The organism is Streptomyces sp. NPDC090021 (assembly GCF_044748225.1).
Taxonomy (GTDB): Bacteria; Actinomycetota; Actinomycetes; order Streptomycetales; family Streptomycetaceae; genus Streptomyces.
Map to the genome: position 1 here is coordinate 1 of NZ_JBIVFO010000026.1, position 15,070 is coordinate 15,070.

The following is a 15,070-nucleotide window of genomic DNA, read 5'->3' on the forward strand; positions in this document are numbered from 1 at the left end:
GGGCGCGCGCCGGGGCGTCTCCTCGGGCGCCGAACGGTTCTCGGGGCCGGAAAGCGCGGCAGTGGTGCGTTCGGCGCCCTGCGGGGATCGCCCCGACACACTCCCGGCCCCACCGGAGCCTCCCGTGGTGGGTTCCGGCAGGCTTCCCGCCTCGCTGGGAGCTTCGGTGGTGGGTTCCGGCGGGCTTTCGGCCTTGCCGGGAGGTCCGGTGGTGGGCTCCGGCAGGCTTCCCGCCTCGCTGGGAGCTTCGGTGGTGGGCTGCGGCAGGCTTTCGGCCCCACCGGAACCTTCCGTGGTGGGTTCCGGCAGGCTTTCGGCCCCACCAGAACCTCCCGTGGTGGGTTCCGGCAGGCTTCCCGCCTCGCTGGGAGCCTTGGTGGTGGGCTGCGGGGGGCTTTCGGCCTCGCTGGGAGGGGGAGCCGGGGATCGATCCGGAGCGTTTTCGGGGTTTGGGGTGGGGCCGGTCATGCGGTGGGTCCCGTCAGGAGCGGCTTGGTGCGGGCCAGGGTGAGGTCGAGGGTGCGCAGGCGGGCGTAGGCGTCGGCGTCGGCGGTGCGGCCGCCGTACGTGACGTCGTCGAAGGTGCGGGCGGCGGCGCGGAGGGCGGCGGCGTGGTCGGGAAGGGACACGGCGGCTTCGGCGGCGGCCTCGTCGGCGGTGCGGCCCGGGCGGGGGTCCAGCAGGGTGCGCTCCTCCAGTGAGCGGACGACGGCGCGCATGCGTTCCTGGACGGCTTCCGTCCAGCGGCCGGCGGTGGCGTGGGCGTCGGCGGCGGTGCGGTGGTCGGCCGCGCTGCGGACGCCGTCGTCGAAGAGGGTGCCCGCGGGGGCGGCGGTGCGGCGGGGGGAGCCGAGGCGCCACCACAGGGCGGCGACGGCGAGGACGAGCAGGAGGAGGACGGCGAGCAGGCCCACGGCGCCTCCGGGGGTCGCCCCGGAGGCGGCGCCGAACAGGTCGTCGAGCCACTCGAAGAACGCGCGCAGGGCGCGGTCGAGCAGGTTCGGGTCGTTCTCGTGGTACATCGGCTTGGACAGTTCGCGTTCCGCGGCCTCCTGCGCGGGCGTACGCGGTGTCGTCACCGGTGGTGTCTCCCCGGTCGGCAGGAGTGCCGCGGTGCGGGTGATGAGGCCCCCCGTGCTCATCATCGGTGGGTCAGCCTCCGGTCGTGCCGTAGTTCTCGATGCCGGCCGCCCGGGCGAGTTCCAGGTCCAGGCCCTCGCGGCGGATGCGCTGGTCGACGTAGAGCAGGACGGTGACGCCGGACTGGATGGGCATGATGATCGTCTGGGCGATGATCAGGCCGATGCCGAAGAAGATCAGCGGCCCCCAGGCGGTCTGGGCGCTGCCGTCCGCCAGGGAGTAGATGCCGCCGCCGAAGGCGAAGGCGCCGATCATCTGGAAAAACGCCAAGACCATCAGCGCGACCATGAAGGCGATCAGGGCCGTGAGGACCGTGATGCCGAAGACGCGCCACCACGCGCCGCGGACGAGCTTTGAGGAGCGGGTGAAGGCCTTGATGACGGTGCTCTTCTCCAGCATCAGGGCGGGGGAGGCCAGGCTGAACTTGATCCCGAGCCAGATGATGAGGGGCACCCAGGCGACGAAGCCGACGACGATCAGGCCGGCGTTGCCCGCGAGGGCTCCGGGCAGCACCAGGACGGCGCCGAGCAGGATGATGCCGAGGGCCAGCAGCAGGGTCAGGCCGATCAGGCGCAGCAGCTGGGGGCGGGCCTCGCGCCAGGTGGTGGAGACCGAGGAGTGCTGTCCGAGGATGGCCCGACTGAAGATCATCGTGAGCATCGCGGTGACCACGATCGTCCCGAGGACCTGGATGAACTGGTTCACGACCGAGACGGCGAGGGAGCTGCCGAGGCTGTCGATCACCTCCTCGGCGGTCATGTCCCCGGTGGAGCTGATGGGCAGGTCGTTCAGCATGAACTTCTGCACGAGCACGCTGATCACCTGGATGACCGTGGCCACGACCAGGGTGATGGGCACGACGGAGCGCCAGTGCGTGCGCATGGTGGCGACCGAGCCGTCGAGGATCTCGCCGAGGCCCAGCGGGCGCAGCGGGATGACTCCGGGCTTGGCGGCGGGCGGCTGGTGACCCCATCCGCCGGGGCCGCCGGGCTGCTGTCCCCAGCCGTTGGCGGGCTGCGCCGGGGGCCGGGGGGCGTCGGCGGGGGGTGTCGCGCCGGGGCTCGACCACTGGCCGGGCGGTGGCTGCTCGGCGGACCACTTGGAGTCGCCGGTGGGCCGGTGCGCGCCGCCGTCGGTGGCCGGCCGGTCGGCGGGGGTGCCCTGCCGATCGCCGTCGGACGGAGAGGATCCGGGCGTAGCCCAGCCCGGAGAGTCGTTCATCGTCGCTCCTTCACATCCACCTGTTGCGGCGGGGGCGCTGGTCGCTGCCATCGTGCCATGTGAGGACCCCGAACGGACCAGCAGTCCCCCCGGACGACCGGTGGCCCGTGCCCTTTATTGTCGCCCGGAGCGGTGTCGGGCCGGGCGGGCCGATCTCCACGCAGGTCGGAGGGGCGATTTCCAGCCCTTTTGGCTGTGGGACAGCTCACCGCCGGGTCGCGATTGGCTAATGGGATGATGTCAAGCATGAAGGGACGCGTCCTCGTCGTCGACGACGACACCGCGCTGGCCGAGATGCTCGGCATTGTGCTGCGGGGAGAAGGTTTTGAGCCGTCGTTCGTAGCGGACGGTGACAAGGCACTTGCTGCCTTCCGGGAGGCGAAGCCCGATCTGGTCCTACTGGATCTCATGCTGCCCGGACGGGACGGCATAGAGGTGTGCAGGCTGATCCGGGCCGAGTCCGGTGTGCCGATCGTCATGCTGACCGCCAAGAGCGACACGGTGGACGTGGTGGTGGGCCTGGAGTCCGGGGCCGACGACTACATCGTCAAGCCGTTCAAGCCGAAGGAGCTGGTGGCCCGCATCCGGGCCCGTCTGCGCCGTTCGGAGGAGCCTGCGCCCGAGCAGCTGACCATCGGTGACCTGGTCATCGACGTGGCCGGACACTCGGTCAAGCGTGACGGTGCCTCGATCGCCCTGACGCCGCTTGAGTTCGACCTGCTGGTCGCGCTCGCGCGCAAGCCCTGGCAGGTCTTCACCCGTGAGGTGCTGCTGGAGCAGGTCTGGGGCTACCGGCACGCGGCGGACACCCGGCTGGTCAACGTGCACGTGCAGCGTCTGCGCTCCAAGGTCGAGAAGGACCCGGAGCGTCCCGAGATCGTCGTGACGGTGCGTGGTGTCGGCTACAAGGCCGGACCCAGCTGACGTGCAGTCCGGCACCTCGGGCAGGGTCCGGGGCGGTTCCCGCCTGTGGACCGGCAGGCTGCTCCGGGACGGGGCGCCCGCCGGCAGGATGCTGCGGCTGTTCGTGCGTCTCGTACGCCGGCCGCTGCTTCCGGCTGTCCGGCTGTGGCGGCGCAACATCCAGCTGCGGGTGGTCGCCGCCACCCTGCTGATCTCGCTCTCGGTGGTCCTGGCCCTCGGCTTCGTCGTCATCGCGCAGGTCAGCAAGGGGCTCCTGGACGCGAAGGAGGAGGCCGCGCAGAGCCAGGCCGCGGGCGGTTTCGCGGTGGCGCAGGAGAAGGCCAACACCCCCGCGACCGTGGACGGGCCCGACGCGACCGACAACAAGGTCGGCCGTGACGCCAGTACGTGGATGAACTCGCTGGTCAAACAGCTGGCCAGTGGTGGCCAGACCGCCTTCGAGGTGGCCGCGCTCGGTGCCGGCACCGGGGAGCAGCCCCAGCCGGGCGCCCAGGGCGTCCGCGGCGCCCGCGCCTCCGGGAACGTGGATCCGACCGCCAGCGTGCCGATCAGTCTGCGCCAGGCCGTCAACCACGCCACCGGCACGTTCAAGACCTTCTCCGAGATCCGCTACACGAGCGGGGCGGAGCAGAAGCAGCCCGAGCCGGCGCTCGTCGTCGGCAAGCGGCTGACGGACATCAACGGGGATCCGTACGACCTGTACTACCTTTTCCCGCTCACCCAGGAGGAGGAGTCCCTCAACCTGGTCAAGAGCACCATCGCCACCGCCGGGCTGTTCGTCGTGGTCCTGCTGAGCGGTATCGCCTGGCTGGTCGTGCGCCAGGTCGTGAGTCCCGTACGGATGGCGGCCGGGATTGCCGAGCGGCTCTCGGCGGGACGGCTCCAGGAACGGATGAAGGTCACCGGCGAGGACGACATCGCCCGCCTGGGCGAGGCCTTCAACAAGATGGCGCAGAACCTCCAGAACAAGATCCAGCAGCTGGAGGAGCTGTCCCGGATGCAGCGCCGGTTCGTCTCGGACGTCAGCCACGAGCTGCGGACGCCGCTGACGACGGTGCGGATGGCCGCCGACGTCATCCACGACGCCCGAGTCGACTTCGATCCGGTGACCGCGCGCTCCGCCGAGCTGCTCGCCGGGCAGCTCGACCGCTTCGAGTCGCTCCTCGCGGACCTGCTGGAGATCAGCCGCTTCGACGCGGGGGCGGCGGCCCTGGAGGCCGAGCCGATCGACCTGCGCGAGGTGGTGCGCCGCGTCATCGACGGGGCGGAGCCGCTCGCGGAGCACAAGGGCACCCGGATCCGGGTCCTCGGCGACTCCCAGCCGGTGATCGCCGAGGCCGACGCACGGCGTGTCGAGCGCGTGCTGCGCAACCTCGTCGTGAACGCCGTGGAGCACGGTGAGGGCCGTGACGTGGTGGTCCGGCTGGCGTCCGCGGGCGGCGCCGTGGCCGTCGCGGTACGGGACTACGGCGTCGGGCTCAAGCCCGGCGAGGCGACCCGCGTCTTCAACCGTTTCTGGCGGGCCGACCCGGCGCGGGCGCGTACGACCGGCGGGACCGGCCTCGGCCTGTCCATCGCCGTCGAGGACGCCCGGCTGCACGGCGGCTGGCTGCAGGCCTGGGGAGAGCCGGGCGGCGGCTCGCAGTTCCGGCTGACGCTGCCGCGCACCGCCGACGAGCCGCTGCGGGGCTCGCCCATCCCGCTGGAGCCCGAGGACTCGCGGGCGAACCGGGCCAGGGCCGCGGCGGACGCCGCGGCCGCGGCCTCCGGCAGCGGGTCGGAACGCCCGCAGGCCGATGCGGGGGACCGCTCGCCGATACCGCCGCGGCCGCCGGTCGCCGGGGGGCTTGCGGTGCCCGCCGATCCGACGGCCCTGCCGGGGAGCGGGGCCCGGGTCGTGGCGCGCCCGGCCGAACAGGCACAGAAGGAGGATCGAGCCGATGGACGGTGAGCCCGTGGACGCGCGGTGGGGGAGCGCACGGGTGGGGGGCCGACGCCTGCGCACCGTGCGCGCGTACGCCTTCGGGACGGCCGGACTGCTCCTTGCCGGCTGTGCCTCGATGCCCAGCAGTGGCGAGATCCGCGCGGTACAGGCCTCGCAGGGCGTGGACTCGCAGGTACGGGTGTTCGGGGTGCCGCCCGCGGACAAGGCGACCCCGGCGGAGATCGTCGACGGTTTCCTGGAGGCGATGACCAGCGACGACCCGCAGCTGGAGACCGCCCGCAAGTACCTGACGCCGGCCGCCGCGAAGTCCTGGAAGCCGGGCTCGGCCGTCACCGTGCTCTCCTCGGGCCTGAACCGGGTCGCGGTGCGGGGCGAGAAGGACCCCGAGGGGCCCCGCTGGAAGGTGACCGGCAAGAAGCTCGCGACCGTCGACGAGCACAGCGCGTACCAGCCGCAGACCGGGGCCGGGGTCTACGAGGAGCAGCTCCAGCTCGTCCAGGACGAGGACAGGCAGTGGCGGATCTCGACCCCGCCGAGCGGCCTGGTGCTCAGCGAGTCGGACTTCCAGCGCATCTACATGCCGGTGAACAAGTACTACTTCGCGGGCGGCTCGCTCGTCGCCGACCCGGTCTACGTGCGCCAGCGCACCGATCCCGATTCGCGGATGGACCCGACCACGCAGACCGTGCAGTCCCTGCTCGCCGGGCCGTCCCGGTGGCTCGCGCCGGTCGTGGAGTCCAGCTTCCCCACCGGTACGGAACTGCGCACGGGCACCAAGTCCCTTTCGTACGACGGCCAGAACACGCTGCGCGTGCCGCTCAACGACAAGGTGGGCAACGTCGCGCAGCCGCAGTGCAAGAAGATGGCCACGCAACTCCTCTACACCGTCAAGGATCTGACGGGCTCACGGCTAGACCAGGTCGAACTGCTGCGCTCCTCCGACGACAAGACGACCTCGCTGTGCTCGGTGACCTCGGTGAGCGCGGACGCGATCGCCAAGCGGCCGAAGTTCCCCGACTACCAGTACTTCGTCGACAACGACAAGCGGCTGGTCCGGATGAAGCTCGACGTGAGCAGCGAGGACCAGCAGACCCGTACCGAACCGGTGCCGGGGCCGCTGGCGACCGCGCCCGTGTTCAAGGTCAGCTCGGCCGCGGTCTCGCACGACGAGCAGCGCGCGGCCGTGGTCTCCGAGGACGGGCACGGGCTGTACGTCGTGCCGCTGGTCGGCGGCGGGCCGATGCCGGCGCAGGTGCCGATCGGGCGGGGCGGCAAGGCGGAGACGCTGACGGCGCCGAGCTGGGACGCGTCGGGAGACCTGTGGGTCGCGGACCGGGATCCGCAGAACCCGGGGCTGTGGCGGGTGCCGGGCGGCACCGGCAGGCCCGAGCGGGTGCAGGTGGCGGGGCTCGACGGGCGGCGGATCGTCTCGCTGAAGGCCTCCGCCGACGGGGCGCGGATCGCGCTGCTGCTGGAGGAGAAGGCGAACAGCAGGATGCTCTACATCGGGCGGGTCGAGCGGCCCGACGCCCAGGGCGACCTCTCGGCGGTGTCGGTGCGCGAGCTGCGCGCGGCGGCCCCGCAGATGGCCGACGTGACGGCGATGAGCTGGGCGCCGCGGGGCCGGCTCCTGGTCGTGGGCCGGGAGAGGGGCGGGGTGCAGCAGGCCCGGTACATGCTCGCGGACGGTTCGATGGTTGCGGCGAGCCTGCCGGGGGCCGCGGGGCTGTCCGAGGTCGCGGTGGCGGCGGCGGAGGACGAGTCCAAGCCGAAGCCGGTGGTGGCGTACTCGGAGGACGGGATCGTCTGGCTGCCGCCGGGTGCGCAGTGGCGCACGGTCGCGCCCGGCCGGTCCCCGGTCTACCCGGGCTGAGGCACGTCCGGGCGGCCGGGCGGCCGTCCACAGGGGTGGCGGCGCGGTGGCCGGACCGCCAGTGTGGAGCCATGCGGGGGTGGTGGCAGGAGCTCGCCGGGCTGGTCCTGCCGGTGGACTGCGCCGGGTGCGGTGCCGTTCGCGTGCTGGTATGCGACGACTGCCGGGGCGCGCTCAGCGGGGGCGCGGCGGGCCCCGTGCGGCCGTCTCCGCGCCCCGAGGGGCTGCCGGTGGTACGGGCGGCCGCCGTCTACGAGGGAGCCGTACGGGCCGTTCTGCTGGCCCACAAGGAGCGCGGGGCGCTCCCGCTGGCCGGGGTGCTGGGCGGTGCGCTGGCGGCGGCCGTCCTGACGGCGGGGACGGGGCCCGGGCCGGGTGAGGTGGCACTGGTGCCGGTTCCGTCGGCGCGGCGGCAGGTCCGGGCGCGCGGGCACGATCCGGCGCGCAGGATCGCCCTGGCCGCGGCGGGGCGGCTGCGGCGGGCCGGGGTTCCCGCGCGGGTGGCGCCCGTGCTGGGGCTGCGGCGGGCGGTGGCCGACCAGGCGGGGCTGGGGGCGAGGCAGCGCCGGGAGAACCTCGCGGGGGCGCTGGCGGTGCGCCGGGACGGGGCACGGCTGACGCGCGGGGCCCGGATCGTGCTCGTGGACGACGTGGTCACGACGGGGGCGACGCTGGCCGAGGCGGCACGGGCGGTCCGTGCGGCGGGCCTGGTGGCGGGAGCCGGGGCGGGAGAGGCGCGAGGGGCGCCGGGGGCGGGGCCCGGAGGCGGGCTGCGGGCAGCGGTGGTCGCAGCGCCGGCGGACTCCTTCGTGCGGGCTCCCCGGGCAGGGGCGCGGTGACCTGCAACGTCTCCGGGGGGAAAATCCCGTGAATACATTTGGAACTCGCGGGGAAGGCCCATCGTTGCAGGTAGTACGAGGGAACGGCCACTGGACTGGAAGTACGTGCCAGTAGCGGGTGCCGACAACCGTCATACAGGGATATGTTCGGTTGTAAGGAACTCAGGAGGCTGTTCTCTCGACTCCGAAGTCGGTGGGGTGTAGATCTTGCCGATGGGGGAGGAGGAGGTGAAAGTCGCCAAGTCCGAGGCTCCGGCCTTCACCGGAGTCTGGTGCGAAAGGGAGACGCTTCGCCCCGTCGGGCGGAGATCTCCGGGAACGGAGTTCTGCGTGGACATCGTCGTCAAGGGCCGCAAGACCGAGGTGCCCGAGCGGTTCCGCAAGCACGTGGCCGAGAAGCTGAATCCGGAGCGGATCCAGAAGCTCGACGCCAAGGTGATCAGCTTGGACGTCGAGGTGTCCAAGGAGCACAACCCGCGCCAGGCCGACCGTTCCGACCGCGTGGAGATCACCCTGCGTTCGCGGGGCCCGGTGATCCGGGCCGAGGCCGCCGCCGCCGACGCGTACGCGGCGCTGGACCTCGCCCAGGACAAGCTGGAGGCCCGGCTGCGCAAGCAGCACGACAAGCGTTACACCCGCCGTGGCAACGGCCGGCTCTCGGCAGCAGAGGTCGCCGACGTCGTGCCGGGCGTCGCGTCGCTGAACGGCAGCGGCCAGGTGGTCACCGAGGAGGAGGCGGACGGCGTTCCGATCACCCGGATCGGATCCATCGAAGTGCAGGGCGAGGGCCCGCTCATCGTCCGCGAGAAGACCCACTCGGCCGCGCCCATGTCGCTCGACCAGGCTCTGTACGAGATGGAGCTGGTCGGCCACGACTTCTACCTGTTCGTCGACTCCGAGACGAAGCTGCCCAGTGTCGTCTACCGGCGTCACGCCTATGACTACGGCGTCATCCACGTGAACCCCGACGGGGCTTCCAGCTCGGAGGAGCCGCGGGGCGGCGCGGGTGGTGCGCTCGGCGGCTGATCGGACCGTTCGCTGCCCCCGCGGGACGCTCCGGCGTCTTCGCGGGGGCACCTGCATGACGGGTATGCGCCAGTGGCTCCGCCGGCTTCCCGCGCGACGTGGTGCGGGCATGGAATCATGGCGGGCAGTCAACCGGCTGCGGAACGTGTCCGGTTGGCCCGGCAGCTCAGCACATGCAGGGGGAGGGACGATGGCGGACAGCTTCGGTCCGGTACGCGCGAACGACGGCGCGGCCTGCCGCGGGGCGGACCCGTCGGGCGAGACCGCCGGTGCGCCGGCCGGGGAGCCCATCCGGGTGCTCGTGGTCGACGACCACGCACTCTTCCGGCGGGGACTGGAGATCGTCCTCGCGCAGGAGGAGGACATCCAGGTCGTCGGCGAGGCCGGGGACGGCGCGGAGGCGGTGGACAAGGCGGCCGACCTGCTGCCGGACATCGTGCTCATGGACGTGCGGATGCCCCGGCGCGGCGGCATCGAGGCCTGCACCTCGATCAAGGAGGTGGCCCCCTCCGCGAAGATCATCATGCTGACGATCAGCGACGAGGAGGCGGACCTCTACGACGCGATCAAGGCGGGCGCGACCGGGTACCTGCTGAAGGAGATCTCCACGGACGAGGTGGCCACGGCGATCCGGGCGGTGGCCGACGGCCAGTCGCAGATCAGCCCGTCGATGGCCTCGAAGCTCCTCACCGAGTTCAAGTCGATGATCCAGCGGACCGACGAGCGGCGGCTGGTGCCCGCCCCGAGGCTGACGGACCGCGAGCTCGAAGTCCTCAAGCTGGTGGCCACCGGCATGAACAACCGCGACATCGCGAAGGAGTTGTTCATCTCCGAGAACACCGTGAAGAACCACGTCCGCAACATCCTGGAGAAGCTCCAGCTGCACTCCAGGATGGAGGCCGTGGTCTACGCGATGCGGGAGAAGATCCTGGAGATCCGCTGAGCCGTCGCACGCGGGCCGCGGCCCGTAGGCTCGCGGGGTCACGGGGTCACGGGGTCACGGGGTCACGGGGTCACGGGGTCACGGAGGTCCGGTCAGTCGTCCAGCGCCGCCAGTTCGGCCGTCACCGCCGCCGCCTCGGCGGCGGTCTGCGCGCGCTCCACGCGGACCGCGTCACAGCCGACCCACTGCGCCGCCTCCCGCAGGGCCCGCGCCATCGGGGCCGCAGCCGCGGGAGAGACCAGGGAGAGCTGCCGGGCGACCAGCGTGCGGCCCTCGCGGGCCGGGTCGACGCGGCCCTGGAGCCGCCCGCCCGCCAGCAGCGGCATCGCGAAGTACCCGTGTATCCGCTTGGGCTTGGGGACGTACGCCTCCAGGCGGTGGGTGAAGCCGAAGATCCGCTCCGTGCGCGGACGGTCCCAGACCAGGGAGTCGAAGGGGGACAGCAGCGTCGTGCGGTGGCGGCCCTTCGGAGCCGTCGCAAGGGCCGACGGATCCGCCCACGCGGGCTTGGCCCAGCCCTCCACCTCCACCGGCACCAGCCCCGAGTCCTCGACGACCGCGTCGAACTGCTCCCCCTTGAGCCGGTGGTAGTCCGCGATGTCGGCGCGGGTGCCGACGCCGAGGGACCGGCCGGCCAGGGCGACCAGGCGGCGCAGGCACTCGCGGTCGTCCAGGTCGTCGTGGAGCAGCGCGTCGGGCACGGCCCGCTCGGGGAGGTCGTAGACCCGCTTCCAGCCGCGGCGCTCGCTGCACACCACCTCGCCGGTGTCGAGGAGCCACTCCACGGCGATCTTGGTCTCGGACCACTCGAACCACTCGCCGCCGTTCTTGGCGCCGCCCAGCTCGGTGGAGGTCAGCGGGCCGTCCGTCCTCAGCCGGTCCAGGACCGCCCGTGTCGACTGCTGCTTGTCCCGGAGGATGTGCCAGCGGTGGCCGCGCGCCCGGTTGGCCCGGCGGCGGAAGGCGAAATGCGGCCATTCCTCGATGGGCAGGATGCACGCCGCGTGCGACCAGTACTCAAAGGCGTGCCGCTCGGTCCAGTAGGCCTTCTCCACCGTGTCCCGGCCGACCGCGCCGAGCCGGGCGTACGGGATCAGCTCGTGCGAGCGGGCCAGCACCGAGATGGTGTCGAGCTGGACGGCGCCCAGGTGGCGCAGGACCCCGCGGACCCCGCCGCGCCGGTCGGGGGCTCCGAGGAAGCCCTGCGCGCGCAGGGCGATCCGGCGGGCCTCGTCGGCGGACAGGGACACGGTCGGCGGCGGCAGGCTGGTCATGCGCCGAAGCGTAGGCGGTGCCACTGACAGCGGGGCCCGGCCAGGACGTCAGGGCGTGGGTGACGGCAGGTACGGCAGGTGCGAGGGCAGGCCGAGATCGGAGGGGAGCAGGGCGCCGACCCGGCAGTCGCGCAGGGTGCCGCGGTGGGAGATCGCCGCGCGCAGGATCCCCTCCAGCCGGAAGCCGGCCTTCTCCGCGACGGCCCGGGAGGCGGCGTTGCCGAGGTCGGCCCGCCACTCCAGGCGTCCGGCGCCGAGCTCGGTGAAGGCCCAGCGGGCGGCGGCGCCGACCGCCTCGGTGACGTAGCCCCGGCCCCGGTGCTCCTTCACCGCCCAGAAGCCGATCTCGAACACGGCCTCGCCGCGCGGGTGCACGCCCAGGGCCGCCACCAGCGGCCCCTGCGCCCCGAGCCGGACCGCGAAGCTGTACGCGCTGTCCTCGCGCCAGCCGGCCGGCACGGTCTTGTTGACCCAGGTGTCCGCGTGCGCGTGCCCGTAGGGGGAGGGGACCTCGTTCCAGCGCTGGATCCCGGGGTCCTGGCAGGCGGCGTACACCTCGGGGGCGTCCTCGGGGGCGAAGGGCCTGAGCACGAGGCGTTCGGTGGTCAGCGTGGTGGGCTCCATGCGCGGATTCTGCTGCCGCCGCCGCGCAGGGGCGAACACTTTTCGGGAATCCCTCCGGGTGATGCGGCACCTTCGGCGTCCCCCGTACGTTCTCAATCCGGGCACCCGTGCCCTCATGGGAACGGCGGACCTCCCGACGCGACCGCGTCCTCGCTTACGATGGCCGTTGCGGTGGGGCCCACCTGCCGTGCCCGTGTACGTACAGTGCCCAGGCCCGACCGGCAAGGAGACCAGCCTCAGTGTCCGTCTTCAACAAGCTCATGCGTGCAGGCGAAGGCAAGATCCTGCGCAAACTGCACCGCATCGCGGACCAGGTCAACTCCATCGAAGAGGACTTCGTCAACCTCTCCGACGCCGAGTTGCGGGCGCTCACGGACGAGTACAAGCAGCGCTACCAGGACGGTGAGAGCCTGGACGACCTGCTGCCCGAGGCCTTCGCCACCGTCCGTGAGGCGGCCAAGCGCGTCCTCGGCCAGCGCCACTACGACGTCCAGATCATGGGCGGCGCGGCGCTGCACCTCGGGTACGTCGCCGAGATGAAGACCGGTGAGGGCAAGACCCTCGTCGGCACGCTGCCCGCGTACCTGAACGCGCTGTCCGGCAAGGGCGTCCACCTGATCACGGTGAACGACTACCTGGCCGAGCGCGACTCCGAGATGATGGGCCGCGTCCACAAGTTCCTCGGCCTGTCCATCGGCTGCATCCTGGCGAACATGTCGCCGGCGCAGCGGCGCGAGCAGTACAACTGCGACATCACCTACGGCACGAACAACGAGTTCGGCTTCGACTACCTGCGCGACAACATGGCGTGGTCGCAGGACGAGCTCGTCCAGCGCGGCCACAACTTCGCCGTGGTCGACGAGGTCGACTCGATCCTCGTCGACGAGGCCCGCACCCCGCTGATCATCTCCGGTCCCGCGGACCAGGCCACGAAGTGGTACGCGGACTTCGCGAAGCTGGTGACCCGCCTGACCAAGGGCGAGGCCGGCCAGCCGCTCAAGGGCATCGAGGAGACCGGCGACTACGAGGTCGACGAGAAGAAGCGCACCGTCGGCATCCACGAGGCCGGCGTCGCCAAGGTCGAGGACTGGCTCGGCATCGAGAACCTCTACGAGTCGGTGAACACGCCGCTCGTCGGCTACCTGAACAACGCCATCAAGGCGAAGGAACTGTTCAAGAAGGACAAGGACTACGTCGTCATCGACGGCGAAGTCATGATCGTCGACGAGCACACCGGCCGTATCCTCGCCGGCCGCCGCTACAACGAGGGCATGCACCAGGCGATCGAGGCGAAGGAAGGGGTGGACATCAAGGACGAGAACCAGACCCTCGCCACGATCACCCTGCAGAACTTCTTCCGCCTGTACTCGAAGCTCTCGGGCATGACCGGTACGGCCATGACCGAGGCCGCCGAGTTCCACCAGATCTACAAGCTCGGTGTCGTCCCGATCCCGACGAACCGGCCGATGCAGCGCGTGGACCAGGCCGACCTGATCTACCGTACCGAGGTCGCCAAGTTCAACGCCGTCGTCGACGACATCGCGGAGAAGCACGAGAAGGGCCAGCCGATCCTCGTCGGTACGACGTCGGTCGAGAAGTCCGAGTACCTCTCCCAGCAGCTCTCCAAGCGCGGCATCCCGCACGAGGTCCTCAACGCCAAGCACCACGAGCGCGAGGCCACGATCGTCGCCCAGGCCGGCCGACGCGGCGCCGTCACCGTCGCCACGAACATGGCCGGCCGCGGTACCGACATCAAGCTCGGCGGCAACCCGGACGACCTCGCCGAGGCCGAGCTGCGCCAGCAGGGCCTGGACCCGGAGGAGCACATCGAGGAGTGGGCGCACGCCCTCCCCGCGGCGCTCACCCGTGCCGAGGCCGCCGTGAAGACGGAGTTCGAGGAGGTCAAGGGGCTCGGCGGGCTGTACGTGCTGGGCACCGAGCGGCACGAGTCGCGCCGTATCGACAACCAGCTGCGCGGTCGTTCCGGTCGTCAGGGCGACCCGGGCGAGTCCCGCTTCTACCTGTCGCTGGGCGACGACCTGATGCGTCTGTTCAAGGCGCAGATGGTGGAGCGCGTCATGGCGATGGCGAACGTTCCGGACGACGTCCCGATCGAGAACAAGATGGTGACGCGCGCGATCGCGTCGGCCCAGTCGCAGGTCGAGACCCAGAACTTCGAGACGCGCAAGAACGTCCTGAAGTACGACGAGGTGCTCAACAACCAGCGCGAGGTCATCTACCGGGAGCGCCGTCGCGTTCTGGAGGGCGAGGACCTCCAGGAGCAGGTGCACCACATGATGGACGACACCATCGACGCGTACATCGCGGCCGAGACGGTCGAGGGCTTCGCCGAGGAATGGGACCTGGAGCGCCTGTGGAGCGCGTTCCGGCAGCTCTACCCGGTGAAGGTCACCATCGAGGAGCTGGAGGACGCCGCGGGCGACCGGGCCGGCATCACCGCCGAGTTCATCGCGGAGTCCGTCAAGGACGACATCCACGAGCAGTACGAGGCCCGCGAGAAGGCCCTGGGCTCCGAGATCATGCGCGAGCTGGAGCGGCGTGTGGTCCTGTCGGTGCTGGACCGCAAGTGGCGCGAGCACCTGTACGAGATGGACTACCTGCAGGAGGGCATCGGCCTGCGGGCCATGGCCCAGAAGGACCCGCTGGTCGAGTACCAGCGCGAGGGCTTCGACATGTTCAACGCCATGCAGGAGGGCATCAAGGAGGAGTCCGTCGGCTACCTGTTCAACCTGGAGGTCCAGGTCGAGCAGCAGGTCGAGGAGCTTCCGGTGCAGGACGCGGCGCCGTCGCTGACGAAGGAGCCGACGGCCGTGGCCGCCCGCCCGGAGATCCGGGCGAAGGGGCTGGACGCGCCGCAGCGTCCGGACCGGCTGCACTTCTCCGCGCCGACGGTCGACGGCGAGGGCGGCGTGATCGAGGGCGACTTCGAGAGCGACGCGGCCGGCGACGGGATGACGCGGGCCGAGCGCCGCAAGGCGCAGAAGGCCGCGGGCGGGCGTCGCCGCAAGAAGTAACCCGCCGCCGGGTTGAGCGGTCGGCCGGGGCCGGACACCGTCGGGTGTCCGGCCCCGGCCGTTTCGCTCCCGCGGGGGTGGCGGTTCGGTGCCCGTGCGCTGCCGGTGCCGGTGCTCTGCCGGGTGCGGCGCCGTTGCGGGGGCGCTGCCCCCGGGCCCCCGCGCCTCAAACGCCGGCGGGGCTGGATAGGCGGCGCTGCCCCCGGGCCCGCGCCTCGATCGCTGG

General features: G+C 71.8%; 11 protein-coding genes. 7 read left to right on the forward strand and 4 right to left on the reverse strand.

What is annotated here, in order from left to right; all coding sequences use genetic code 11:
• Positions 1-464 precede the first annotated feature (464 nt).
• Together ACIPXC_RS21280 and ACIPXC_RS21285 are read right to left on the reverse strand one after the other, a co-directional pair.
• A complete protein-coding gene (locus tag ACIPXC_RS21280; RefSeq protein ID WP_401620400.1) occupies positions 465-1,142 on the reverse strand; it encodes a DUF4129 domain-containing protein in 678 nt (225 codons plus the stop codon).
• A gap of 10 nt (positions 1,143-1,152) precedes the next feature.
• The gene (locus ACIPXC_RS21285) at positions 1,153-2,361 is read right to left on the reverse strand and encodes a glycerophosphoryl diester phosphodiesterase membrane domain-containing protein (RefSeq protein ID WP_401620402.1); all 1,209 of its coding nucleotides are present in this window, start codon (positions 2,359-2,361) and stop codon (positions 1,153-1,155) included.
• A gap of 234 nt (positions 2,362-2,595) precedes the next feature.
• Between ACIPXC_RS21285 and mtrA the strand changes: the two genes are divergently transcribed.
• From mtrA to ACIPXC_RS21315, 6 genes are all read left to right on the forward strand, one after another.
• The gene (mtrA, locus tag ACIPXC_RS21290; RefSeq protein WP_200904315.1) at positions 2,596-3,285 is read left to right on the forward strand and encodes a two-component system response regulator MtrA; all 690 of its coding nucleotides are present in this window, start codon (positions 2,596-2,598) and stop codon (positions 3,283-3,285) included.
• Positions 3,286-3,373: 88 nt separating this feature from the next.
• On the forward strand, positions 3,374-5,236 hold the full coding sequence (mtrB, locus tag ACIPXC_RS21295) for an MtrAB system histidine kinase MtrB (protein WP_401620642.1): 1,863 nt from the start codon (positions 3,374-3,376) through the stop codon (positions 5,234-5,236).
• Positions 5,226-7,103, forward strand: a complete 1,878-nt coding sequence (locus ACIPXC_RS21300; protein WP_401620406.1) for an LpqB family beta-propeller domain-containing protein — start codon at positions 5,226-5,228, stop codon at positions 7,101-7,103. The genes mtrB and ACIPXC_RS21300 overlap by 11 nt, the downstream gene beginning before the upstream one ends.
• Positions 7,104-7,174: 71 nt before the next feature.
• Complete coding sequence (locus ACIPXC_RS21305; RefSeq protein ID WP_401620409.1) at positions 7,175-7,942, forward strand: ComF family protein; 768 nt, start codon at positions 7,175-7,177, stop codon at positions 7,940-7,942.
• Between the two features lie 330 nt (positions 7,943-8,272).
• A complete protein-coding gene (hpf, locus tag ACIPXC_RS21310) occupies positions 8,273-8,968 on the forward strand; it encodes a ribosome hibernation-promoting factor, HPF/YfiA family (RefSeq protein WP_401620412.1) in 696 nt (231 codons plus the stop codon).
• Positions 8,969-9,158: 190 nt separating this feature from the next.
• Positions 9,159-9,911 (forward strand): response regulator, encoded by a 753-nt coding sequence (locus ACIPXC_RS21315; RefSeq protein WP_401620414.1) that lies wholly within the window; start codon positions 9,159-9,161, stop codon positions 9,909-9,911.
• A gap of 92 nt (positions 9,912-10,003) precedes the next feature.
• On the opposite strand, the gene ACIPXC_RS21320 is transcribed toward ACIPXC_RS21315, so the two are convergent.
• Together ACIPXC_RS21320 and ACIPXC_RS21325 are read right to left on the reverse strand one after the other, a co-directional pair.
• Positions 10,004-11,185, reverse strand: coding sequence for a winged helix-turn-helix domain-containing protein (locus tag ACIPXC_RS21320; protein WP_401620417.1), 1,182 nt, complete (start codon positions 11,183-11,185; stop codon positions 10,004-10,006).
• 48 nt (positions 11,186-11,233) lie between these two features.
• Complete coding sequence (locus ACIPXC_RS21325; RefSeq protein ID WP_401620420.1) at positions 11,234-11,809, reverse strand: GNAT family N-acetyltransferase; 576 nt, start codon at positions 11,807-11,809, stop codon at positions 11,234-11,236.
• Between the two features lie 239 nt (positions 11,810-12,048).
• Between ACIPXC_RS21325 and secA the strand changes: the two genes are divergently transcribed.
• On the forward strand, positions 12,049-14,844 hold the full coding sequence (secA, locus tag ACIPXC_RS21330) for a preprotein translocase subunit SecA (protein ID WP_401620424.1): 2,796 nt from the start codon (positions 12,049-12,051) through the stop codon (positions 14,842-14,844).
• Positions 14,845-15,070: the final 226 nt, after the last annotated feature.